16 protein-coding genes and 3 rRNA genes are annotated in these 22,598 nt (G+C 69.7%); 11 read left to right on the top strand and 8 right to left on the bottom strand.

The features are described from left to right. Positions 1–29: 29 nt before the first annotated feature. The 4 genes from ACZ5GH_RS30275 to ACZ5GH_RS30290 form a co-directional block, all read right to left on the bottom strand. Positions 30–587, bottom strand: coding sequence for a DUF5134 domain-containing protein (locus ACZ5GH_RS30275; RefSeq protein WP_387756619.1), 558 nt, complete (start codon positions 585–587; stop codon positions 30–32). Between the two features lie 374 nt (positions 588–961). Beyond that, positions 962–1,720, bottom strand: a complete 759-nt coding sequence (locus ACZ5GH_RS30280; RefSeq protein ID WP_464335867.1) for an amino acid ABC transporter ATP-binding protein — start codon at positions 1,718–1,720, stop codon at positions 962–964. Continuing rightward, the gene (locus ACZ5GH_RS30285) at positions 1,717–2,538 is read right to left on the bottom strand and encodes an amino acid ABC transporter permease (RefSeq protein ID WP_464336896.1); all 822 of its coding nucleotides are present in this window, start codon (positions 2,536–2,538) and stop codon (positions 1,717–1,719) included. Before ACZ5GH_RS30285 ends, ACZ5GH_RS30280 begins: the two co-directional genes overlap by 4 nt. 215 nt (positions 2,539–2,753) lie before the next feature. Beyond that, positions 2,754–3,641, bottom strand: a complete 888-nt coding sequence (locus ACZ5GH_RS30290) for an ABC transporter substrate-binding protein (protein ID WP_387756617.1) — start codon at positions 3,639–3,641, stop codon at positions 2,754–2,756. A gap of 538 nt (positions 3,642–4,179) precedes the next feature. Between ACZ5GH_RS30290 and ACZ5GH_RS30295 the strand changes: the two genes are divergently transcribed. The 6 genes from ACZ5GH_RS30295 to rrf all read left to right on the top strand — a co-directional run bounded on the left by ACZ5GH_RS30295 (position 4,180) and on the right by rrf (position 12,949). Beyond that, on the top strand, positions 4,180–5,580 hold the full coding sequence (locus ACZ5GH_RS30295) for a DUF6421 family protein (RefSeq protein ID WP_387756616.1): 1,401 nt from the start codon (positions 4,180–4,182) through the stop codon (positions 5,578–5,580). After that, entirely contained in the window at positions 5,577–6,335 is a 759-nt protein-coding gene (locus ACZ5GH_RS30300; RefSeq protein ID WP_387756615.1) for an SDR family NAD(P)-dependent oxidoreductase, read from the top strand. Before ACZ5GH_RS30295 ends, ACZ5GH_RS30300 begins: the two co-directional genes overlap by 4 nt. After that, positions 6,332–7,408: a threonine aldolase family protein gene (locus tag ACZ5GH_RS30305; RefSeq protein WP_464336897.1), complete on the top strand. Its 1,077-nt coding sequence runs from the start codon at positions 6,332–6,334 to the stop codon at positions 7,406–7,408. Before ACZ5GH_RS30300 ends, ACZ5GH_RS30305 begins: the two co-directional genes overlap by 4 nt. A 423-nt stretch (positions 7,409–7,831) precedes the next feature. Beyond that, a 16S ribosomal RNA gene (locus tag ACZ5GH_RS30310) occupies positions 7,832–9,355 on the top strand. A gap of 276 nt (positions 9,356–9,631) precedes the next feature. Further along, positions 9,632–12,752: ribosomal RNA gene (locus tag ACZ5GH_RS30315) — 23S ribosomal RNA — on the top strand. Positions 12,753–12,832: 80 nt separating this feature from the next. Beyond that, positions 12,833–12,949 (top strand): 5S ribosomal RNA (rrf, locus tag ACZ5GH_RS30320). Together the 16S, 23S and 5S rRNA genes form the textbook arrangement of a ribosomal RNA operon. Before the next feature lie 68 nt (positions 12,950–13,017). Here the strand turns inward: rrf and ACZ5GH_RS30325 are convergent. The 3 genes from ACZ5GH_RS30325 to ACZ5GH_RS30335 all read right to left on the bottom strand — a co-directional run bounded on the left by ACZ5GH_RS30325 (position 13,018) and on the right by ACZ5GH_RS30335 (position 16,048). Beyond that, on the bottom strand, positions 13,018–14,454 hold the full coding sequence (locus ACZ5GH_RS30325; RefSeq protein ID WP_464335868.1) for a TolB family protein: 1,437 nt from the start codon (positions 14,452–14,454) through the stop codon (positions 13,018–13,020). A gap of 174 nt (positions 14,455–14,628) precedes the next feature. After that, the gene (locus ACZ5GH_RS30330; RefSeq protein WP_387759719.1) at positions 14,629–15,399 is read right to left on the bottom strand and encodes a lysophospholipid acyltransferase family protein; all 771 of its coding nucleotides are present in this window, start codon (positions 15,397–15,399) and stop codon (positions 14,629–14,631) included. A 223-nt stretch (positions 15,400–15,622) separates the two neighbouring features. After that, complete coding sequence (locus ACZ5GH_RS30335; RefSeq protein WP_387759720.1) at positions 15,623–16,048, bottom strand: DUF4395 domain-containing protein; 426 nt, start codon at positions 16,046–16,048, stop codon at positions 15,623–15,625. A 293-nt stretch (positions 16,049–16,341) separates the two neighbouring features. Between ACZ5GH_RS30335 and ACZ5GH_RS30340 the strand changes: the two genes are divergently transcribed. From ACZ5GH_RS30340 to ACZ5GH_RS30360, 5 genes are all read left to right on the top strand, one after another. Further along, a complete protein-coding gene (locus tag ACZ5GH_RS30340; protein ID WP_387759721.1) occupies positions 16,342–16,668 on the top strand; it encodes a thioredoxin family protein in 327 nt (108 codons plus the stop codon). Positions 16,669–16,955: 287 nt separating this feature from the next. Beyond that, positions 16,956–17,741, top strand: a complete 786-nt coding sequence (locus ACZ5GH_RS30345) for an electron transfer flavoprotein subunit beta/FixA family protein (protein WP_387759722.1) — start codon at positions 16,956–16,958, stop codon at positions 17,739–17,741. A 45-nt stretch (positions 17,742–17,786) separates the two neighbouring features. Continuing rightward, positions 17,787–18,749 carry an electron transfer flavoprotein subunit alpha/FixB family protein gene (locus ACZ5GH_RS30350; RefSeq protein WP_387759724.1) on the top strand — a complete coding sequence of 321 codons (963 nt, stop codon included), beginning with the start codon at positions 17,787–17,789 and terminating at the stop codon, positions 18,747–18,749. Positions 18,750–18,979: 230 nt separating this feature from the next. Further along, positions 18,980–20,401: an acyl-CoA synthetase gene (locus ACZ5GH_RS30355; protein ID WP_387759726.1), complete on the top strand. Its 1,422-nt coding sequence runs from the start codon at positions 18,980–18,982 to the stop codon at positions 20,399–20,401. A gap of 298 nt (positions 20,402–20,699) precedes the next feature. After that, positions 20,700–21,566 carry a C40 family peptidase gene (locus tag ACZ5GH_RS30360; protein ID WP_387759728.1) on the top strand — a complete coding sequence of 289 codons (867 nt, stop codon included), beginning with the start codon at positions 20,700–20,702 and terminating at the stop codon, positions 21,564–21,566. A gap of 163 nt (positions 21,567–21,729) precedes the next feature. On the opposite strand, the gene ACZ5GH_RS30365 is transcribed toward ACZ5GH_RS30360, so the two are convergent. Then, positions 21,730–22,434: a PfkB family carbohydrate kinase gene (locus ACZ5GH_RS30365; RefSeq protein WP_464335869.1), complete on the bottom strand. Its 705-nt coding sequence runs from the start codon at positions 22,432–22,434 to the stop codon at positions 21,730–21,732. Between the last annotated feature and the right edge of the window lie 164 nt (positions 22,435–22,598).

The raw sequence follows: 22,598 nt of genomic DNA on the forward strand, positions 1-22,598 counted from the left end.
TGCGGGTGCCGAGCGGGGGGCCCTGGTCGTCACATGGTCAGGAGCATGGCGAACATGCCGATGCCCATGGTGAGCCGGCAGGCCTGCGGCAGCCCGGCGGTGCCGATCGCGAGGGGGCCCGCCGGGGTGCGCAGCAGCCGGCTGCCGGTCCAGAGGGTGTACCCGCCGAAGTAGAGGAGGAGCGCCCCGGTCAGCGCCGGAAGGCCCAGGGCGGCGGCCCGGTGGTGCTGGTGGCCGGAGGCGGTCGCCATCGCGACCGCCATGTACGTCATGGCGAGCGCGCCGACGGCGTGGTGCAGCCGGTGGGTCCGCCCGGCCGGGGCGTGGGCGGCGGCGAGCAGGAAGCCGGCGGCGGGGAGGCCGAACAGGGCGGCCCAGACGGTGGGCGGAACGGCGGCTCCGGTGACGGCCATCGCGGCCATCCCCAGCCCCATCAGCGCCTCGGCGGCGTCGGACTCGCGGGTGAGCGGTCCGTGCGTGCCGCCCGGGGCGCAGGGGGAGTGGCGCAGCCGGACCAGGCAGGAGGTGCCGGCGCCGGCGGCGAGGAGGGCGAGGAGCCAGTTGACCAGGACGGGTCCGTGCTGCAACGGCGGCCTCCCGGGGCGGTGGGCGCCGGGGAGGCGAACAGGCGACGACGGACAGATGGCGACGAACAGCGGACAGCTGACAGATGATGAAATCTGTCGGCTGTCATCTGTCATCTGTCATCCGTCGGTTGTCGTCTGTTCGCCGCCCCCGCGCGCGGCGACGGACGTCCGCTCCACGATCACCGCACCCCGCCGGGCGCGGCCAGGCGCGTACAGGGGCGCACAGTGGTGCCGGGCGTCGCGAACGCCCCATCCGCACGCCTCGGCCGGATGTACCCGGCCGCCCGCCCCGGCCGCATGGACCCGGCCGTACCCCCCCGGCCGAACGCCCGGCCGAGGGAGCCTCACCGCCCGCCGTCGGCGGAGGGCCGGGCTCAGCCCTGGAGCCGTCCGGAGGCGACCACCCGGCTGAGGAACCGCCGGGTCCGCTCCTCCTGCGGATCGCCGAACACCTGCTCCGGCGGCCCCTGTTCGAGCACCACCCCGCCGTCCAGGAAGCAGACCTGGTCGGCGACCTCGCGGGCGAACCCCATCTCGTGCGTGGAGAGGACCATCGTCATCCCCTGCTCCTTGAGGTCCCGCACCACCGACAGCACCTCGCCGACCAGCACCGGGTCGAGGGCCGCGGTGATCTCGTCCAGGAGCAGCAGCCGCGGCCCGGTGGCCAGCGCGCGCACGATGGCGACCCGCTGCTGCTGTCCGCCGGAGAGCCGGTCCGGGTACTCCTTAGCCTTGGCCGCCAGCCCGAGCCGGTCGAGCAGCTCCAGCGCCCGGGCCTCCGCCTCGCCCCGCGCGACCCGGTGCACCCGGCGCGGCGCGAGCGTGATGTTCTCCAGCACCGTCAGATGCGGGAACAGGTTGTACGACTGGAACACCACGCCGATCCGGCGCCGCACGGCGTCCTCGTCCGCGCGCGGATCGGTGATCTCCTTGCCGTCCAGGAAGATCGCCCCGTCGTCGATCCCCTCCAGCAGGTTGACGCAGCGCATCAGCGTGGACTTGCCGGAGCCGGAGGCCCCGATCAGCGCCGTCACCGAGTGCTCGGCCACGGCGAGGTCCACGTCACGCAGCACCACGTGGCCGCCGAAGGTCTTGCGCACCGACTCCAGCCGGAGCACCTCGTTCGAGGTCACACCGCACCTCCCTGGAGCTGGCGGCGGTTCATCCGGGTGGTCAGCCAGTCGGCGAACCGGGTCAGTGGAATGGTCAGCACGATGAACACCAGTCCCGCCACCAGGTACGGCGTGAAGTTGAAGGACCGGGCCGCGATGATCTTCGCCGCGTACACCGCGTCGATCGCGCCGCCGATCGAGACCAGCCCGGTGTCCTTCTGGAGGCTCACCAGGTTGTTGAGCAGCGGCGGCACCACCCGGCGGACGGCCTGCGGCAGCACCACGTAGCGCATCGCCTGCGCGTTGGTCAGGCCCAGCGACCGGGCCGCGGCCCGCTGGCTCGGGTGCACCGACTCGATGCCGGAGCGGAACACCTCCGACACGTACGCCGAGTACGTCAGCACCAGGGCCGCCCCGCCCAGCAGCAGCGGATCGGTGGTCACCCCGGTCAGCCGCAGCGCGGGCACCCCGGTGATCATCACCAGCAGGCAGATGATCATCGGCAGCCCGAGGAAGAAGTCCACGTACGCGGTGGCCAGCAGCCGCACCGGCAGGAAGACCGGTCCGCGCAACGTCCGGAGCACCGCCAGCAGCAGTCCGAACACCAGGATCAGCGCCCCGCAGCCGAGCATCAGCTCCAGGTTCAGCCGCAGCCCCTTCAGCACCTCGGGCAGCGCCTGCCGGGCGTAGTCGAGGTTGAAGAAGGTCCGTCGGGTCACCTCCCAGCCCGGGGAGTTGACGACCAGCAGGTAGAGCACGGCGGCCGTCGCCAGGGTGGACCCGGTGGCGATCAGCGCCGAGCGCCGGGCCCGGGCCCGCCGGTAGGCCTCGTGCGCCAGCCGCCGCTCGGACGGGCGGTAGTCGTCCTCCGCCGCCGGCGCACCGGTCGGCGAAGCCGCCGCCCCGGACCGCGGTGCCGGCGTCCCGGCACCCGTGCCAGGACCCCCGGTCCGCGCGCCCGGCGTCCCGCTCCGGTCACCCTGAGCCTTGGCGAGCTCCACCGGACCCGCACCCTGCGACGCCTCCCCGCTCAGTTCGGGGCCCAGGTCGGCGCTCACTTCAGCACCGGTGCCGAGACGGCGTCGGAGAGCCACTGCTTCTCCAGCTTCGCCAGCGTGCCGTCGGCGCGCAGCGCGTCCACCGCCTGCGAGACGCAGCCGGTCAGCTTGGAGCCCTTGTCCAGCACCAGTCCGAACTGCTCGGCCTTCGCCGTCGCCTCGAACTGGCCGACCACCTGGGCCTCCGGCACCTCGGCGCCGGTGATGTAGAAGGCGGTCGGCAGGTCCACCACCAGGGCCTCGATCTGGCCGTTCTTCAGCGCGGCCTTGGCCAGGTCGTTGGAGTCGAAGACGGCCGGCTGGGTGGTCGGCTTGATGGTGCCGGTGATGGTGTCCAGGCTCGTGGTGCCGACCTGCGCACCGAGCTTGGTGCCCTTGAGGTCGGCGATGCTCCTGGCGCCGGCCGCCTTGGAGTTCTTCAGCGCGATGACGGTCTGGCGCACGTCGTAGTAGCCGGAGGAGAAGTCCACCGCCTGCTTGCGCTCGTCGCTGACGGACACCTGGTTGATGTCGAAGTCGAAGTCCTTGGCGCCCGGCGCGGTCGCCTTGTTGAACGGCGCGACCACCCAGCCGACCTTCTCCTTGGGGTAGCCGAGCTTCTCGGCGACGGCGTAGGCCACGGCGGACTCGAAGCCCTTGCCGTTCTCCGGCTTGTCCTCGGAGAACCAGGGGTCGTACGCCGGCTTGTCCGTGCCGACGGTCAGCGTGCCGGCGGTGCGCGTGGCCAGGGCCCCCGGCGCGCAGCCCGCCGCCGACCCGGCCGCGCCCGGGGCGCCGGAGGCGGCGTCGGACGTCGAGTCCTGCGGCGCGCAGGCGGTGAGCACGGCCGCGGCGGCGACCAGCGCGGCGACGGGCAGTACGGCGGACGGCTTGCGGAGGGTCATGACGGGGCTCCAGGGAAGGACCGGCGGGACGGTGGAACGAGAAGGAGGGGTACGGGAGGCCGCGAGGGGCGGCCCGCGTCCCGGCGGGTCACTTCCCCCCGGTGGCGGCGCCGGAACACACGCGGCATGGTCGGCGTACGGGGCCGCGTCCGCGGTGCCCCCCGAGTCGGATCGGCGGCAGCCGGGTCGGCGGCGGACCGGTCAACAACAGCGGCGACAGCGGCAGCGGAGGCCGCGCGCGCGACAGCGACGGCGACGGCGCACCTGCCGACGGGAGGGCACCCGGAACGGGCTGTCGTGGCGTACGGCCACCGTGATCACCGCCGGGAGCATGCGGGGAGGTTCGCATCAGGACGGCGCATCTGTCCAGAACATCCAGATCAGTGTCCACATGTCGGACAACCCGTCTCCCGCCGAAGGTTTAGGCGTCGGAGGGGCGGTACGCCGGAGCTTTGCCGGTCCTTGCCCTCTTGAACGGGAGAACCTTTCGTACTTATGGTGTTCCCGTTGAAATAACTCCTGTCGAAGTGAGTCCCCGATGCAGAATCTTTCGCCAAGGCTCGCTGTGGCGGCCGACGCCCCGGTCTCGACCCTCGCCGGCCACCCGGCCTGGCTGCGCCTGAAGGAGGCCGTCGAGACGCTGCGCCCGCTCCAGTCCAAGGACGGCTCGATCGACCTGTCCGCCGTCCAGCGGCACACGGTCGACCCGCTGGTCGCCACCGTCCGCGCCGCCGTCGAGGAGCTCGCACCGAACTTCCCGCACGACGCCGCCTACCTGGCCGCCGTCGACGCGGACCTCGCCAAGTGGGCCGACACCGGCTACCGCGAGCCCGACTTCCTGGACTCGCTGCTCGCCTTCCAGCCCGCCGACCAGCGCGAGGACGGCCTGGAGCACCTCGTCGTCTTCCCGATGTACACCCAGAACGGCAACCCGGACCGCAACCTGGAAGCCGTCCTGCTGCGCGTCGTGTGGCCCGACTGGCTGGCCGAGCTGGAGCGCACCCGCTTCGACAACCCGATGTTCGTGCCGATCACCTTCACGGACTTCACCGCCGGCTACGACACCAACTCCGCCGTGCTCTTCCCCGAGACGGTCGCCGTGCGCAAGGCGCCGGAGCGCTTCACCTGGGGCGGCATCTTCTGCGACCGCGAGGCCGCCCGCTTCCGCGCGGTGTCCACCAGCGCCGTCCAGCAGCTCGGCCTGGAGATCCCGGCCGACGCCGAGGGCCTGCTCCAGGACCAGCAGCGCGCGCAGGAGACCTTCGTCCTGTGGGACCTGGTCCACGACCGCACCCACAGCCACGGCGACCTGCCCTTCGACCCCTTCATGATCAAGCAGCGCAGCCCGTTCTGGATGTACGGCCTGGAGGAGCTCCGCTGCGACCTCACCACCTTCAAGGAGGCGGTGAAGCTGGAGACCGAGGGCAACCCGCACGCCCGCGACGTCCAGTACGCGATCCTCTTCGACCGCCTGTTCCGCTTCCCGGTCTCCGGCGACCGGGTGCGCAACTACGACGGCCTCGGCGGCCAGCTGCTCTTCGCCTACCTGCACAAGCACGACGCCCTGCGCTGGCGCGACAACCGCCTCAGCATCGACTGGGAGCGCGCCCCGCAGGTCACCAACGCGCTCTGCGGCGAGATCGAGAAGCTGTACCGCGACGGCATCGACCGGCCCAAGCCGGCCCACTGGATCGCCGCCTACGAGCTGGTCTCCCGGTACCTCACCCCGCACCCCGCCTCGACCTGGGCGAAGGGCCCCGAGGCCCTCCCGCTCGGCATCACCGACGGCAAGGCCCTCAACAAGGCCCTGTGCGACGCCGTGCTCCCGGACGAGTTCCCGCTGAGCATGTTCTACGAGGCCCTCAACAAGAAGCTGAGCGGCGTCATCGCCTCCACCACCGGCATCACCGGTACCACCGCCCAGGGAGCCGCAGCGTGACCACCTCCACCAACGCCCCGCTGGCCGGCAAGGTCATCGCCGTCGCCGGAGCCAGCGGGCCGGCCGGCCGCGCCGTCCTGCGCCGCCTCACCGCCGACGGCGCCACCGTGATCGGCGCCGACATCGACGCCCAGCGGCTGGAGTCCGCCCTGGACGCCACCCGGGTGGCCGTCCGCGGCGCCAAGGTCAGCGGCCAGGTGATCGACCTGCTCGACCCGCAGGAGGTCCACGACTGGGCCGACCACCTGGAGTCCGAGCACGGCCACGTCGACGGCCTGTTCCACCTGGTGGGCGGCTGGCGCGGCAGCAAGACCTTCTTCGACACCCGGCTGGACGACTGGGACTTCCTGCACGACACCGTCGTGCGCACCCTCCAGCACACCTCGCTGGCCTTCCAGCCCGCGCTGGTCCGCAGCACCGCCGGCCGCTACGCGATGATCTCCGCCTCGGCCGCGCACAAGCCCACCGCCGGCGGCGCCGCGTACGCGGCCGCCAAGGCCGCCACCGAGGCCTGGACCCTCGCCATGGCCGACTCCTTCAAGAAGGAGACCACCGACCCCGAGGGCGAGCCCACCGCGGCGGCTGCGATCCTGGTCATCAAGGCGCTGGTCAGCCCCGAAATGCGGGCCGAGAAGCCGGAGGCGAAGTTCGCCGGCTTCACCGACACGGCCGACCTCGCCGGACACCTGGCGGCCCTCTGGGACCGCCCCGCAGCGGAACTGAACGGACAGCACCTGTGGCTGACAGCCCGATGACCGACTCCAACCGTACGGACGCGGTACGGCGGCACGACCCCGCCGTCCGCGGCTTCGCCAGCGACAACTACGCCGGTGTGCACCCGGAGGTGCTCGCCGCGATAGCCCTCGCCAACGGCGGTCACCAGATCGCCTACGGCGAGGACGACTACACGGCCCACCTCCAGCACGTCTTCCGCCGCCACTTCGGCGAGAAGGCGGAGGCCTACCCCGTCTTCAACGGCACCGGCGCCAACGTGGTCGCCCTCCAGTCGCTGCTCCCGCGCTGGGGCGCGGTGGTCTGCGCCGAGTCCGCCCACATCCACGTGGACGAGGGCGGCGCCCCGGAGAAGATGGGCGGCATCAAGCTGCTCACCGTCCCCACCCCGGACGGCAAGCTCACCCCCGAGCTGCTCGACCAGCAGGCCTGGGGCTTCGGCGACGAGCACCGCGCGCAGCCGCTCGCGGTCTCCATCACCCAGAGCACCGAGCTCGGCACCCTCTACACCGTCGACGAGATCCGCGCGATCACCGAGCACGCCCACCAGCTGGGCATGCTCGTCCACGTGGACGGCTCCCGCCTGGCCAACGCGGCCGCCTCGCTCGGCCAGCCGCTGCGCGCCTTCACCACCGACGTGGGCGTGGACGTGCTCTCCTTCGGCGGGACGAAGAACGGCCTGCTGCTCGGCGAGGTCGTGGTGGTGCTCAACCCCGAGCGGGTGCGCAACATCAAGTACCTGCGCAAGACCTCGATGCAGCTCGCCTCGAAGATGCGCTTCGTCTCGGTGCAGTTCGAGGCCCTGCTCTCCGGTGACCTGTACCTGCGCAACGCCGGCCACGCCAACGCGATGGCCAGCCGCCTGGAGGCCGCGGTCCGGAAGATCGACGGCGTCGAGGTGGTCCGCCCGGTCCAGGCGAACGCGGTGTTCGCGATCCTCCCGCGCGAGGTGAGCGAGCGGCTGCAGAAGCGCTACCGCTTCTACTTCTGGAACGAGCACACCGGCGAGGTCCGCTGGATGTGCGCCTTCGACACCACGGAGGCCGACATCGACGCCTTCGCGGCGGCCATCGCCGAGGAGATGGGCCGCACCTGACGGTGCTCGAACAACGGATCGTCCCGCCCTGCGACAGCAGGGCGGGACGATTTGCATGTGGCGGGCCCGTCCCCGTACAGTTCCGGAGTCGCCGCGGGAGACCGGGGCGGCAAAGCGGAAAGCGAATCCGATGAATGAAACTCCGGAAAACGGGGCGGAAAACGTCTGATAAGCTGGAAACACAGAAGAACGAAGCCCGGAGGGCCTGCTGGAAGGCGGCTCGAAGGAAGCGTCCGTTCCTTGAGAACTCAACAGCGTGCCAAAAGTCAACGCCAGATATGTTGACATCCCCGGCCTCAGGATTCCTGGGGTTGGAGATTCCTTTTGAAACAAACACTAGCGAGGACGCAGTGCGCGGGGCCGCCCTATTCCGGTGGTTGCCGTGCCGCTCAACGCGGGTGTGCACCCGATTACGGGTAAACATTCACGGAGAGTTTGATCCTGGCTCAGGACGAACGCTGGCGGCGTGCTTAACACATGCAAGTCGAACGGTGAAGCCCTTCGGGGTGGATCAGTGGCGAACGGGTGAGTAACACGTGGGCAATCTGCCCTGCACTCTGGGACAAGCCCTGGAAACGGGGTCTAATACCGGATACGACCTTCCTCCGCATGGGGGTTGGTGGAAAGCTCCGGCGGTGCAGGATGAGCCCGCGGCCTATCAGCTTGTTGGTGGGGTAATGGCCTACCAAGGCGACGACGGGTAGCCGGCCTGAGAGGGCGACCGGCCACACTGGGACTGAGACACGGCCCAGACTCCTACGGGAGGCAGCAGTGGGGAATATTGCACAATGGGCGAAAGCCTGATGCAGCGACGCCGCGTGAGGGATGACGGCCTTCGGGTTGTAAACCTCTTTCAGCAGGGAAGAAGCGCAAGTGACGGTACCTGCAGAAGAAGCACCGGCTAACTACGTGCCAGCAGCCGCGGTAATACGTAGGGTGCGAGCGTTGTCCGGAATTATTGGGCGTAAAGAGCTCGTAGGCGGCCTGTCGCGTCGGATGTGAAAGCCCGGGGCTTAACCCCGGGTCTGCATTCGATACGGGCAGGCTAGAGTGTGGTAGGGGAGATCGGAATTCCTGGTGTAGCGGTGAAATGCGCAGATATCAGGAGGAACACCGGTGGCGAAGGCGGATCTCTGGGCCATTACTGACGCTGAGGAGCGAAAGCGTGGGGAGCGAACAGGATTAGATACCCTGGTAGTCCACGCCGTAAACGTTGGGAACTAGGTGTTGGCGACATTCCACGTCGTCGGTGCCGCAGCTAACGCATTAAGTTCCCCGCCTGGGGAGTACGGCCGCAAGGCTAAAACTCAAAGGAATTGACGGGGGCCCGCACAAGCAGCGGAGCATGTGGCTTAATTCGACGCAACGCGAAGAACCTTACCAAGGCTTGACATATGCCGGAAACACCCAGAGATGGGTGCCCCCTTGTGGTCGGTATACAGGTGGTGCATGGTTGTCGTCAGCTCGTGTCGTGAGATGTTGGGTTAAGTCCCGCAACGAGCGCAACCCTTGTTCTGTGTTGCCAGCATGCCTTTCGGGGTGATGGGGACTCACAGGAGACTGCCGGGGTCAACTCGGAGGAAGGTGGGGACGACGTCAAATCATCATGCCCCTTATGTCTTGGGCTGCACACGTGCTACAATGGTCGGTACAAAGGGCTGCGATGCCGTGAGGCGGAGCGAATCCCAAAAAGCCGGCCTCAGTTCGGATTGGGGTCTGCAACTCGACCCCATGAAGTTGGAGTTGCTAGTAATCGCAGATCAGCATGCTGCGGTGAATACGTTCCCGGGCCTTGTACACACCGCCCGTCACGTCACGAAAGTCGGTAACACCCGAAGCCGGTGGCCTAACCCGTAAGGGGAGGAGCCGTCGAAGGTGGGACCAGCGATTGGGACGAAGTCGTAACAAGGTAGCCGTACCGGAAGGTGCGGCTGGATCACCTCCTTTCTAAGGAGCACATAGCCGCTTGCAGGCGAATGTCCTGCACGGGTTGCTCATGGGTGGAACGTTGACTATTCGGCACAGTGGAGAACGGACTGCCAGTACTGCCCTTCGGGGCGTGGAAGACAGGTCCTGTATCGACTGTGTCGGGCACGTTGTTGGGTCCTGAGGGAACGGGTAACCGTTGTCTCAGAGCTGGCCTCACTTGAGGTGGTCTTCGGATCGTCGAGGGTGGGTGACTGGTCGTTGTTTGAGAACTGCACAGTGGACGCGAGCATCTGTGGCCAAGTTTTTAAGGGCGCACGGTGGATGCCTTGGCACTAGGAACCGATGAAGGACGTGGGAGGCCACGATAGTCCCCGGGGAGCCGTCAACCAGGCTTTGATCCGGGGGTTTCCGAATGGGGAAACCCGGCAGTCGTCATGGGCTGTCACCCGCTGCTGAACACATAGGCAGTGTGGAGGGAACGCGGGGAAGTGAAACATCTCAGTACCCGCAGGAAGAGAAAACAACCGTGATTCCGGGAGTAGTGGCGAGCGAAACTGGATGAGGCTAAACCGGAATGGTGTGAGACCCGGCAGGGGTTGCCGTTTCGGGGTCGTGGGATTTTTCTTGACCGGTCTGCCGGCCGGTCGGCGAGTCAGAAACCGTATGGGTAGTCGAAGGACATGCGAAAGGTCCGGCGTAGAGGGTAAGACCCCCGTAGACGAAATCTGTACGGCTCGTTTGAAGAACTCCCAAGTAGCACGGGGCCCGAGAAATCCCGTGTGAATCTGGCGGGACCACCCGCTAAGCCTAAATATTCCCTAGTGACCGATAGCGGATAGTACCGTGAGGGAATGGTGAAAAGTACCGCGGGAGCGGAGTGAAATAGTACCTGAAACCGTGTGCCTACAAGCCGTGGGAGCGTCGTTCGCCAGCTTGCTGGTGGGCCGTGACTGCGTGCCTTTTGAAGAATGAGCCTGCGAGTTTGCGGTGTGTAGCGAGGTTAACCCGTGTGGGGTAGCCGTAGCGAAAGCGAGTCCGAATAGGGCGGTTGAGTTGCATGCCCAAGACCCGAAGCGGAGTGATCTAGCCATGGGCAGGTTGAAGCGCGGGTAAGACCGTGTGGAGGACCGAACCCACCAGGGTTGAAAACCTGGGGGATGACCTGTGGTTAGGGGTGAAAGGCCAATCAAACTCCGTGATAGCTGGTTCTCCCCGAAATGCATTTAGGTGCAGCGTCACGTGTTTCTTGCCGGAGGTAGAGCACTGGATAGGCGATGGGCCTTACCGGGTTACTGACCTTAGCCAAACTCCGAATGCCGGTAAGTGAGAGCGTGGCAGTGAGACTGTGGGGGATAAGCTCCATGGTCGAGAGGGAAACAGCCCAGAACACCGACTAAGGTCCCTAAGCGTGTGCTAAGTGGGAAAGGATGTGGAGTCGCAGAGACAACCAGGAGGTTGGCTTAGAAGCAGCCACCCTTGAAAGAGTGCGTAATAGCTCACTGGTCAAGTGATTCCGCGCCGACAATGTAGCGGGGCTCAAGCACATCACCGAAGTCGTGTCATTGCAGCATTAAGGGCCAACGCCTGCTGTGATGGGTAGGGGAGCGTCGTGTGCCGGGTGAAGCGGCGGTGGAAACCAGTCGTGGACGGTATACGAGTGAGAATGCAGGCATGAGTAGCGATACAAGAGTGGGAAACTCTTGCGCCGATTGACCAAGGGTTCCTGGGTCAAGCTGATCTGCCCAGGGTAAGTCGGGACCTAAGGCGAGGCCGACAGGCGTAGTCGATGGACAACGGGTTGATATTCCCGTACCCGCTTTGAAGCGCCAACGCTGAACCTCTTGATGCTAAGCCCGTGAAGCCGGCCTGGAGTCTTCGGACGAAGGGACGTGGTGGAGCCGGTGGCCCAACGGGGTAGTAGGTGAGCGATGGGGTGACGCAGGAAGGTAGTCCAGCCCGGGCGGTGGTTGTCCCGGGGTAAGGGTGTAGGCCGTGAGGTAGGCAAATCCGCCTCACATGAAGGCTGAGACCTGATGCCGAGCCGATTGTGGTGAAGTGGATGATCCTATGCTGTCGAGAAAAGCCTCTAGCGAGTTTCATGGTGGCCCGTACCCCAAACCGACTCAGGTGGTCAGGTAGAGAATACCGAGGCGTTCGGGTGAACTATGGTTAAGGAACTCGGCAAAATGCCCCCGTAACTTCGGGAGAAGGGGGGCCATTCCTGGTGATGGGTCTTGCACCTTGAGCTGGGGGTGGCCGCAGAGACCAGCGAGAAGCGACTGTTTACTAAAAACACAGGTCCGTGCGAAGCCGTAAGGCGATGTATACGGACTGACGCCTGCCCGGTGCTGGAACGTTAAGGGGACCGGTTAGCTTGGTTTCGACCAGGCGAAGCTGAGAACTTAAGCGCCAGTAAACGGCGGTGGTAACTATAACCATCCTAAGGTAGCGAAATTCCTTGTCGGGTAAGTTCCGACCTGCACGAATGGCGTAACGACTTCTCGACTGTCTCAACCATAGGCCCGGTGAAATTGCATTACGAGTAAAGATGCTCGTTTCGCGCAGCAGGACGGAAAGACCCCGGGACCTTTACTATAGCTTGATATTGGTGTTCGGTTCGGCTTGTGTAGGATAGGTGGGAGACTGTGAAGCAGCAACGCCAGTTGTTGTGGAGTCGCCGTTGAAATACCACTCTGGTCGTGCTGGATGTCTAACCTGGGTCCGTGATCCGGATCAGGGACAGTGTCTGGTGGGTAGTTTAACTGGGGCGGTTGCCTCCTAAAGGGTAACGGAGGCGCCCAAAGGTTCCCTCAGCCTGGTTGGCAATCAGGTGTTGAGTGTAAGTGCACAAGGGAGCTTGACTGTGAGACTGACGGGTCGAGCAGGTACGAAAGTAGGGACTAGTGATCCGGCGGTGGCTTGTGGAAGCGCCGTCGCTCAACGGATAAAAGGTACCCCGGGGATAACAGGCTGATCTTCCCCAAGAGTCCATATCGACGGGATGGTTTGGCACCTCGATGTCGGCTCGTCGCATCCTGGGGCTGGAGTAGGTCCCAAGGGTTGGGCTGTTCGCCCATTAAAGCGGTACGCGAGCTGGGTTTAGAACGTCGTGAGACAGTTCGGTCCCTATCCGCTGTGCGCGTAGGAGTGTTGAGAAGGGCTGTCCCTAGTACGAGAGGACCGGGACGGACGAACCTCTGGTGTGCCAGTTGTTCTGCCAAGGGCATGGCTGGTTGGCTACGTTCGGGAGGGATAACCGCTGAAAGCATCTAAGCGGGAAGCCTGCTTCGAGATGAGCACTCCCACCTCCTTGAGAGGGTAAGGCTCCCAGTAGACGACTGGGTTGATAGGCCGGATATGGAAGCCCTGTGAGGGGTGGAGTTGACCGGTACTAATAGGCCGAGGGCTTGTCCTCAGTTGCTCGCGTCCACTGTGTTGTTCTGAAACAACGACCCGCCCGTGTCCACGGGTGTGCGGTTGACAGTTTCATAGTGTTTCGGTGGTCATAGCGTGAGGGAAACGCCCGGTTACATTCCGAACCCGGAAGCTAAGCCTTACAGCGCCGATGGTACTGCAGGGGGGACCCTGTGGGAGAGTAGGACGCCGCCGAACAATCATTGCTGAAGAACCCCCATCCGGGATCCGGATGGGGGTTCTTCGCATTTCCGGAGCCGAACGCTCTATTCGTCGGACTCGGAGCCGGCGCCGGAATCGGAATCGGACTCGGACTCCGTCCCGGGCCGCGGCTGTTCGGTGGCTCCCTGTCCCTGGGCCTGGGCCGGCTTCTGGGAATCGGGCCGGGGCGCCTGGGGTGCCTCCGACGCCTGACCGGATGCCTGACCCGAGGGCTGGTCGGAAGGCCGATCCGAAGGGGCGGCCGACGCCTGGGCCGTGGCCTGGGCCTGTTCGGCGGGAGCCGCCGGGCCGTCCGCCGTCCCCCAGGCCGGCCGGCTGAGCCACTTGTCCGCGCTGTTGGTGAGGCGGACGACGCCCGTACCGTCCGGTCGCATGCTGTAGAGGTCGGCCCCGGCGCCCGCGGGGGCCTGGGCGAAGACGATGGACTTGCCGTCGGGCGCGTAGGCGGCCGTGCCGTAGAAGGTGTCCGAGGGCGCGGGGGTCAGGGCGCCGATGGCGCTGCCGTCGGGGTGGACGGTGTAGATCCCGCCGCCGGGGGCGTTGTCGGGGCCGGCCGGGTAGGTGGTGAAGAGGATCTGGGTGCCGTCCGGGGACCAGTCCGCCCGGTCGCCGGCGCGCAGTTCCCAGGGGGTGAGCTGGCGCAGCCCGGTGCCGTCCGCGTTGACGACGTAGATGGCGCGGCTGTCGGCGGGCTGCCCGGTGGCGCTGGTCCGGTACTCGAAGGTGAGCTGCTTGCCGTCGGGGGACCAGCTGGGGTTGCTGACCGCGCCGGAGTAGGGCTTGTCGTTGGTGAGGAAGGTGAGCCGCTGGACGTCGGTGCCCTCGGGGCTCATCAGGTAGAGGTCCGAGTACTGGATCTGGTGGCTGCCGGCCGCGTCCACGGCGCCCCAGGAACGGCTGAAGGCGACCTGCCTGCCGTTCGGGGAGAAGGCGGGGGCGCGCTCGTCCTCGTTGGCGCAGTCGGCGGTGCCGCTCTCGCACAGCGGGCTGACCTGGTGCTCGGTGCCGCCGTCGGCGGGGACGGTCCAGAGCCGGGCGGCGCCGGTCTGCGGGTCGGTGCGGTCGAAGGCGATGGTGGTGCCGTCCGGGGACCAGTCCGGGCGGTCGTCGAGGGCGCGGGCCGGCGGCTGGGTGACCTGGTGCTGGCCGGCGCCGTCGGGCGTGAAGGTGACGATCGCGCTGCTGCTGCGGGAGGCGTCGGTGTAGGCGCGGCTGACGATCAGACCGTTGTGCACGGCGGCCGCGGGCGCTCCGGCGGCCGCGCCGATCACACCGGGGGTCGCGCCGGGGGCCGCGGCGGGTGTCGCCTCGGGGGTGGCGCTGGGGACTTCCGGCCGGATCTCCGAGAGCGGGATCTCCCCGGGTTCGGCCCCGCAGCCGGTGAGCAGGGTGCCCAGGAGCAGAAGGCCCGCACCGGCGCTCGCGCGGGTGCGGGCCCTGCCCGTTGGTGACTGCCGTGTTCCGGTGGTGATCCGTGCCATCTCCGCCTCCGAGCCTTCGACCACTCCGACGTGTGCCCCCGTCGCGGATTCAGGACGAAGGCCCCTGAAAGGAGCTGTCACTGTGTCAGACGGGGGCGTCGGCGGCCGGGCGACACGCGACGGAACGCGCTCGCTCGATCGCACGGAGTAGGTGTGGCGGGTGGAGCGGAGGAGTCAGCCCCGGGCGGCGCGGCGCTCGGCCTTGTCGAGGGCCTCCGCCTCGTCCTCGGCCTCGGCGACCTCCAGGGTGGGCGCGGTGCCGCCGAGGTGGGCGGGCAGCCACCAGCTGTCGTCCGGGCCGGAGGGCTTGCCGGGGTACTCGCGCTGGGCCTTGTCGAGCATCTCGCCCATGGCGGCGCGCAGCCTCCGGGTGACCATCACGGGCTTGTCGTCCGGCCCGAGGTGGATCGGTTCGCCGATCATGATGGTGACCGGGACGTGCCGCTTGGTGAGGGTCTTCGGGCGGCCCTTGGTCCAGAGCTGCTGGGTGCCCCAGAGCACCACGGGCAGCAGCGGGGCGCCGGAGTCGGCGGCCATCCGGGCGGCGCCGGTCTTGAACTTCTTCAGCATGAACGAGCGGCTGATGGTCGCCTCGGGGAACACCCCCACCACCTCGCCGGACTTGAGGGCGCGCACGGCGGCCTCGTACGCGGGCTGGCCGTCGGTGCGGTCCACCGGGATGTGCTTCATGCCGCGCATCAGCGGGCCGGAGATCCGGTGCCTGAAGACGTCGTCCTTGGCCATGAAGCGGGTCTTGCGCTTGCCGCCGCGGTACGCGCCGAGGCCCGCGAACAGGAAGTCCAGGTAACTGATGTGGTTGCTGACCAGGACGGCTCCCCCCCTGGCGGGGATGTGTTCGGCGCCCACGATCTTGATCCGCACGTCGAGCGCGCGGAAGGCGGTGAGTGCGGCGCCGATCACCGGCGGGTACACGAACTCTGCCACGGTCAATCCTGACTTCCACGGGCCGGAGCCCGGTTCGGCGGGTACCCGCTCCGTTGCGCGGGCGGTGCCGACCGGAGCACGGCACGCCGCGGCGGTCACGGGTGATTCACGGAGATGATCCCCCGAACGAGTGCCCTCTGTCACCTGAGGGGTGCGGTCAAGCGAATTTTGGCGGTGTGACGTCCGTGATGAATTCGAACGGGAACTTTTCCGGGCTCCCGGGTCAGGCGCGGGCGGTGAGGCGGCCCTGGGCGCGCCGGACCAGCGGGTAGAGCTCGCAGCCCACGCAGTAGCCGAACGCGGCGTTGACGAAGGCGGCGGTGAGGGCGGCCGAGCCGGCCAGCACGCCGAGCCAGGTCACCTCGGCGCAGTAGCCGAGGGTGCCGACCGCGGCGAACACCGCGAGGACGCCCTGGTCGAAGCGGAGCGGCCGTTCGTCCTCGGTCGCCGAGGGCGGCGCGAGCCGGGGGAGCACCAGCAGCTGGAACAGCCGGACGTAAGGGGCCAGGCGCAGGCCGCCGAAGGCGCCGAGCGCGAAGACCAGCGTCTGGGCGGCCAGCAGGGGGCAGTTGCCGGTGCGCAGGACGACGGCGAGGACGATCGCGCTGAGCGCTGCGGCTAAGCGGGGGCCGCGAGTATCGGTCTGCAACGGGGGCTCCGGGGGTCGCGACGGGCAGCGGCAGCGGTGGGGCGTCAGCGTCGTCGGTGGACGGTGGCCCGGGCCGGGCCGATGACGCGTCGGCGGACCGGAAGCGGCGTTGGGCGACAGTCGGAGTCCACCGGCCGATCGTACGCGGCCCGGCCCCGGCGGTCGACCGGGTTTCGGGCCCCGCCGGCGCTGCCGCAGACTGGGGGGATGAGTCGTCCCGCGGTGTGCGTTGTGGTGGCTCGACGGCGGCCGGGACCGGCCGCCGCGGGCCGGGAACGACGGGAGGGTCGGGGTTGAGCACCGAGGACGGGGCGGTACGGCTGACGGAGAGCGAGCTGGGCGGGCCGCTCGGCGCGCGGGCGACGCTGGTGCAGTTCTCGACGGCGTTCTGCCAGCCGTGTCGGGCCACCCGGCGGGTGCTCTCCGAGGTGGCCGGGATGGTCGACGGGGTCGAGCACGTCGAGGTGGACGCCGAGGAGCGGCTGGAGCTGGTCCGCCGGCTGGAGGTCCGGCGGACGCCGACCGTCCTGGTGCTGGACGGGGCGGGCCGGGTGGTGCGGCGGGCGGCGGGGCAGCCGCGCAGGGTGGACGTGATCGCGGCGCTCGGCCGCGTGGTGTGAGGCGGGTGCGGGTCCCGGTGGGAGCCCTGGGATGAGCGATCCGGCCGCACTTGTTCCGCCCCGTCGGGTGGAGTCGGTCCCGGGCTGGGGCAGGATGGGCGCAGGCGGCGGGAGCAGCCGCACGGCATAAGCTACTGGCCAGTAGTGACCACTGCGTTTTGGCGAGTATGCTGCCAGGAAGTTCCGGACCGGCACGGGAATTCGCTGCCCGGAGCGGGTGCGTGCCGTGTTCGCGCCCGCTTGCACCGCCGCAGCCGCCGGACGAGACCAGTACAGGAGACAAGGCCGTGAGCTTGAGGATCGTTGTCTGTGTGAAGTACGTGCCGGACGCGACGGGGGACCGTCGTTTCGCGGACGACCACACCACCGACCGGGAGGGTGTGGACGGCCTCCTGTCGGAGCTCGACGAGTACGGCGTGGAGCAGGCGCTGCGGATCGCGGAGGCGAACGAGGGCGCCGAGGTCACCGTGCTGACGGTCGGGCCGGACGACGCCAAGGACGCGCTGCGCAAGGCGCTGTCGATGGGCGCGGACAAGGCCGTGCACGTGAACGACGACGACATCCACGGCAGCGACGTGATCGGGACGTCGGCGGTCCTGGCGAAGGCGCTGGAGCGGGTCGGGTTCGACCTGGTGATCGGTGGCATGGCGTCGACGGACGGCACGATGGGCGTGCTGCCGGCGCTGCTGGCGGAGCGTCTGGGCGTGCCGCAGGTGACGCTGCTGTCGGAGGTGTCGGTCGAGGGCGGCGTGGTGAAGGGCCGTCGGGACGGTGACGCGGCGACCGAGCTGGTGGAGGCTCCGCTGCCGGCCGTGGTCTCGGTGACGGACCAGTCGGGCGAGGCCCGCTACCCGTCGTTCAAGGGGATCATGGCGGCGAAGAAGAAGCCGGTGCAGTCGCTGGACCTGGACGACCTGGGCATCGAGGCGGACGAGGTCGGCCTGGCGGGTTCGTGGACGGCGGTCGAGTCGGTGGCGGCGCGTCCGGCGCGGACCGCGGGCACGGTCGTCAAGGACGAGGGCGAGGGCGGCAAGTCGCTCGCGGCCTTCCTCGCCGACCAGAAGTTCATCTAGTCCCACCCGTTCGCGCATCCAACGATCGATCAGGAGCAACGAATCATGGCTGAGATCCTGGTTCTGGTGGACCACGCCGACGGTGTGGTCCGCAAGCCGGCCCTGGAGCTGCTGACCCTGGCCCGCCGCATCGGCGAGCCGTCCGCCGTCGTCCTGGGCGCCGGTGCGGCCGCGGCCGACATCGCCGCCAAGGCCGGCGAGTTCGGCGCGGCGAAGGTGTACGTCGCCGACGGCGCCGAGTTCACCGACCAGCTGGTCGTCCCGAAGGTGGACGCCCTGGCCCAGATCGCCAAGGCCAACGACGTCGCCGCCGTGCTGGTGACGTCCTCCGGCGAGGGCAAGGAGGTCGCCGCGCGCGTCGCGCTGCGGATCGGCTCCGGCATCATCACCGACGCCGTCGACCTGGAGGCCGGCGACGGCGGTCCGGTCGCCACCCAGTCGGTGTTCGCCGCGTCCTTCCAGGTGAAGTCCAAGGTCACCAAGGGCGCGCCGGTCATCACCGTCAAGCCGAACGCCGTCGCCCCGGAGGCCGCCCCGGCCGCCGGCGCGGTGGAGAACGTCGCCGTCGAGTTCACCGGCAACGCCGCCAAGGTCACCTCCCGCACCCCGCGGGTGTCCTCCGGCCGCCCCGAGCTGACCGAGGCCGCCATCGTGGTCTCCGGCGGCCGCGGCGTCGGTGCCGCCGAGGGCTTCGGCGTGGTCGAGGAGCTCGCGGACGCGCTGGGCGCGGCCGTCGGTGCCTCGCGCGCCGCCGTGGACGCCGGCTGGTACCCGCACAGCAGCCAGGTCGGCCAGACCGGCAAGCAGGTCTCCCCGCAGCTGTACGTCGCGGCGGGCATCTCCGGTGCCATCCAGCACCGGGCCGGCATGCAGACCTCGAAGACCATCGTGGCCGTCAACAAGGACCCCGAGGCCCCGATCTTCGAACTGGTCGACTACGGCGTGGTCGGCGACCTCTTCCAGGTGCTGCCGCAGCTCACCGCCGAGGTGAAGGCCCGCAAGGCCTGATCCCCGGACGACCGAGGAGGGCGTGGCACCGAGGAGTACCCGGTGCCACGCCCTCCGGCGTTCCCGGGGGCCCCTCCTCCTCGGCCCGGCCCCGTCGTCCCCGGAGCGCGGCGGGCGGGGCGGCGGCCCGTAGAGTCGGCGCCGACGCGTGACGCGGAGGCGGACGCGCGAGGCGGGCGCGCCCCGGGACGACGGGGCGCGGTGGCGTGGGACGAGGCGAGGACGGTGGCATGGCACTGCTGACGGCACTTCAGGGCGGTTTCGGCGACGCGGCGGACGCGCTGCGGATCGACGGTCGGACGCTCTCCCGGGAGGACCTGCTGGGCGCGGCGACCGCCGTCGCCGACCGGGTGGCCGGGGCCCCGGCGCTCGCGGTGCTCGCCCGGCCCACCGTCGAGACCGTCACCGCCGTGGTCGGCGGCCTGCTGGCGGGCGTCCCGGTGGTGCCGCTGCCGCCCGACTCGGGGCCCAAGGAGCGCGAGCACATCCTGCGCGACTCGGGCGCGGCGCTGCTCGCGCACGCCGTCGGGGAGACGCCGCCGCAGGACACCCCGGTGGCGGGGCTGCCGGTCGACCCGGCGCAGCGCTCCGCCACCACCTTCGCCGAGCCGGCTCCCGAGTCGACCGGCTTCGTGCTCTACACCTCCGGCACCACCGGCGCGCCGAAGGGCGTGGTGATCCGGCGCGAGGCGGTCGCCGCCGACCTGGACGCCCTGGCCGCCGCCTGGCAGTGGACCGCCGAGGACACCCTGGCGCACGGCCTGCCGCTGTTCCACGTGCACGGACTGCTGCTCGGCGTGCTCGGCGCCCTGCGCACCGGCAGCGCCCTGGTGCACACCGGGCGGCCCACCCCGGAGGGGTACGCGACGGCGGGCGGCAGCCTGTACTTCGGGGTGCCCACCGTCTGGTCCCGGGTGGCGGCGGACCCGGCGGCGGCGGCCCGGCTCGCCCCGGCCCGGCTGCTGGTCTCCGGCAGCGCGCCGTTGCCCGTCCCGGTGTTCGAGCGGTTGGCGGCGCTCACCGGGCACGCCCCGATCGAGCGGTACGGGATGACCGAGTCGCTGATCACCGTCAGCACCCGGGCGGACGGCGAGCGGCGCCCCGGCAGCGTCGGGCTGCCGGTGGACGGGGTCCGTACCCGGCTGGTCGGCGAGGACGGCGCGCCGGTGCCGAGCGACGGGGAGAGCGTCGGCGAACTCCAGGTCTGCGGCCCGACGCTGTTCAGCGGCTACCTCAACCGGCCGGACGCGGACGCCGAGGCGTGGACGGCGGACGGCTGGTTCCGCACCGGCGACGTCGCGGTGATCGGGGCGGACGGCTTCCACCGGATCGTCGGCCGCGCCTCGGTGGACCTGATCAAGAGCGGCGGCTACCGGATCGGCGCGGGCGAGGTGGAGGCCGCGCTGCGCGACCACCCGTCGGTCGCCGACGCGGCCGTGGTCGGCGTGCCGGACGAGGACCTCGGACAGGCGATCGTCGCGTACGTCATCGCGGACGGCGCCGTGACGGGGGACCAGCTGACGGCCTTCGTGGCGGATCGGCTCTCGGTGCACAAGCGGCCGCGCCGGGTCGTCCTGGTACCCGAACTGCCCAGGAACGCGCTGGGAAAGGTGCTGAAGAAGCAGCTGCTGGCGGAGGCCGGCGGACGCTGACGACGGGGCTCCGGACGCCCCCTCGGATGACGGGTGTTCACCCTGATGCGCCGTCGGTGCTCACCACCCGTGACCCTTCCATTGGCGCACTCCACTGCGCGCCGTGAGCGGACGCGTGCCTAACGTGACACGCAGGCAGAACCGAATCCCCTGGACGACACGCCGCGGCTTCCGGTCGCAGGACCGGAAGCCGCGGCGTGCCGGACGGGGGCTCTGCCGACAGGCACGGCCATTCCTGGCCGGTCACACAACCCGCTGCAGTCCGCAGCGATCCGCAGCAGTGAAGGAAGTCAGCACGATGACCACCGTCAACACCGGCGCGCCGGAGGCCGCCGGCGAACCGACCGGGCAGCAGGACGCTGCCGCCGTCCGCCCCTCCCGTCCGTCCCGCACCGCGCGGCTCCGTCGGGGGATAGGCATGGTGGCCGTGATCGCGACCGGCGCGGGCGTGATCGGCCTCGGCACCGGCGTCAGCCCCGCGGCCGCCGAGCCCGCCCCGGCGCACGCCGGGTGGGACGGCTCGCGGTACTGGTTCAAGAACAGTCAGGGGCAGTGGCGCTGGACCTCGCACTACAGCGTGTACGCGGCCCGGACCGGGGGCGGCTCCGCGTCCGCCGCCAAGGCCACCGGCAGGTCCTCCGGGATCAAGCAGGGCTGGGACGGCTCGCGGTACTGGTTCCGCAACAGCAAGGGCGAGTGGCGCTGGACCTCGCACTACGACGTCTACCTGGACCGCACCGGCGGCGGCTCCTCCTCGGGGTCCGCGGGCTCCGGCGACCACGACGACTCGGTCGCGGAGGACCGGGACGTCGAGACCGCCGTGCAGTTCGCGCTCTCCCAGCTGGGCGTACCGTTCCGCCGGGCCGGCAACGGGCCGGACGGCTACGACTGCTCGGGCCTGGTGCAGCAGTCCTTCCGGCGCGGGGGGATCGAGCTGCCGCGCGTCGCCAACGACCAGTACGCGGCCACCACGCCGATCCGCGCGAGCCAGCTGCGCCGTGGTGACCTGCTGTTCTGGTCGCCGGACGGGACCGCGCGCGGCATCCAGCACGTGGCGATCTACCTGGGCGACAACCGGTACGTCGAGGCCGCGCGGCCCGGGACCAACGTCCGGACCTCGGCGATCAGCAGCGGTTACTACCCGGCGTTCATGGGGCGCCCGTAGCGGGTCCGCCGTCCGCCCGTCGGGGGCACCGGGTCCGCCGGGTGCCCTCGACGGGCGTTCCGGGGCGCCGACGCCCCGGCGTCCGCCGGGCGTTCCGCGGGGCTTCCGCGGGGCTTCCGCGGGCGGGGGCCGGTGCCCTGACGGGCGCGCCGCCGACGCGTGGTCAGAGGTCCGTCGGGCGGGGCAGGACGCCGCGGGCGCCGAGGCCGGTGACGGCGAACGCCCCGGCCGCGACGGCGGTGGCGGCCGCGTCGGGCAGGTCGGCGCCGCGGGCGAGCCCGGCGGCCAGGGCGCCGCAGAAGACGTCGCCGGCGCCGGTGGTGTCGACCACCCGGACGGCGGGGGCGGGCAGGTGGACCGCCGTCCCGCCCACGGCGACCAGCGCGCCCGCACCGCCGAGGGTGACCACGGCGCCCTCGGCGCGTCGGGCCAGGACCCGGGCGGCCTCGGCGACGTCGGCGGCTCCGGTGAGCCGGCGGGCCTCGACGGCGTTCGCGACGATCAGCGGGCGGCGTCCGGTGGGGCCGGCCTCCGGCAGGGCGCCGGCGGGGGCGGTGTTGTGCAGCCGGCGGGTGCCGCCCGAGGGGCCTGCGGCGGGCAGGGCGGCGGCGGTCGCCCGGACGCACTCCTCGGGGACCTCGTCGCCGGTCAGGACCACGTCGACGGGGAGCAGACGGAGGCGGCCGAGGGCGACGGTGACCTCCTGCGGGGTGAGGTGGGCGTTGGCGCCGGGCACGACGACGATGCTGTTCTCGCCGGACGGGTCGACCATGACGATCGCCTGACCGGTGGGCGCGTCCGAGTGGATGAGCACGGCGCCCGTCTCGACCGATGGCCGGCGGGCGCAGCGCGGGTGCGGAGCGCGCACGCGGGGGCACGGGGCGTACGGGTGGGGGCGCGCGGACCGTACGAGCGGGGCATGCGCGGCAAGTCGACCCGTCAGGCGCCCTGTGCCCTAGCAGTAGTGAAGGGGTGCAATTTTGATGTAGACCGGTCTGCATATTTCCGCCCACGGGGGCCTGACCTGGGCAC

It is taken from the genome of Kitasatospora sp. Xyl93 (genome assembly GCF_055383135.1).

Bases quoted from the DNA above. Each gene is read 5' to 3' on its own strand.
- ACZ5GH_RS30350 (WP_387759724.1), top strand. From the start codon at position 17,787: ATGGCTGAGATCCTGGTTCTGGTGGACCACGCCGACGGTGTGGTCCGC.
- ACZ5GH_RS30290 (WP_387756617.1), bottom strand. From the start codon at position 3,641: ATGACCCTCCGCAAGCCGTCCGCCGTACTGCCCGTCGCCGCGCTGGTC.
- ACZ5GH_RS30305 (WP_464336897.1), top strand. From the start codon at position 6,332: ATGACCGACTCCAACCGTACGGACGCGGTACGGCGGCACGACCCCGCC.
- ACZ5GH_RS30325 (WP_464335868.1), bottom strand. From the start codon at position 14,454: ATGGCACGGATCACCACCGGAACACGGCAGTCACCAACGGGCAGGGCC.
- ACZ5GH_RS30295 (WP_387756616.1), top strand. From the start codon at position 4,180: ATGCAGAATCTTTCGCCAAGGCTCGCTGTGGCGGCCGACGCCCCGGTC.
- ACZ5GH_RS30360 (WP_387759728.1), top strand. From the start codon at position 20,700: ATGACCACCGTCAACACCGGCGCGCCGGAGGCCGCCGGCGAACCGACC.
- ACZ5GH_RS30355 (WP_387759726.1), top strand. From the start codon at position 18,980: ATGGCACTGCTGACGGCACTTCAGGGCGGTTTCGGCGACGCGGCGGAC.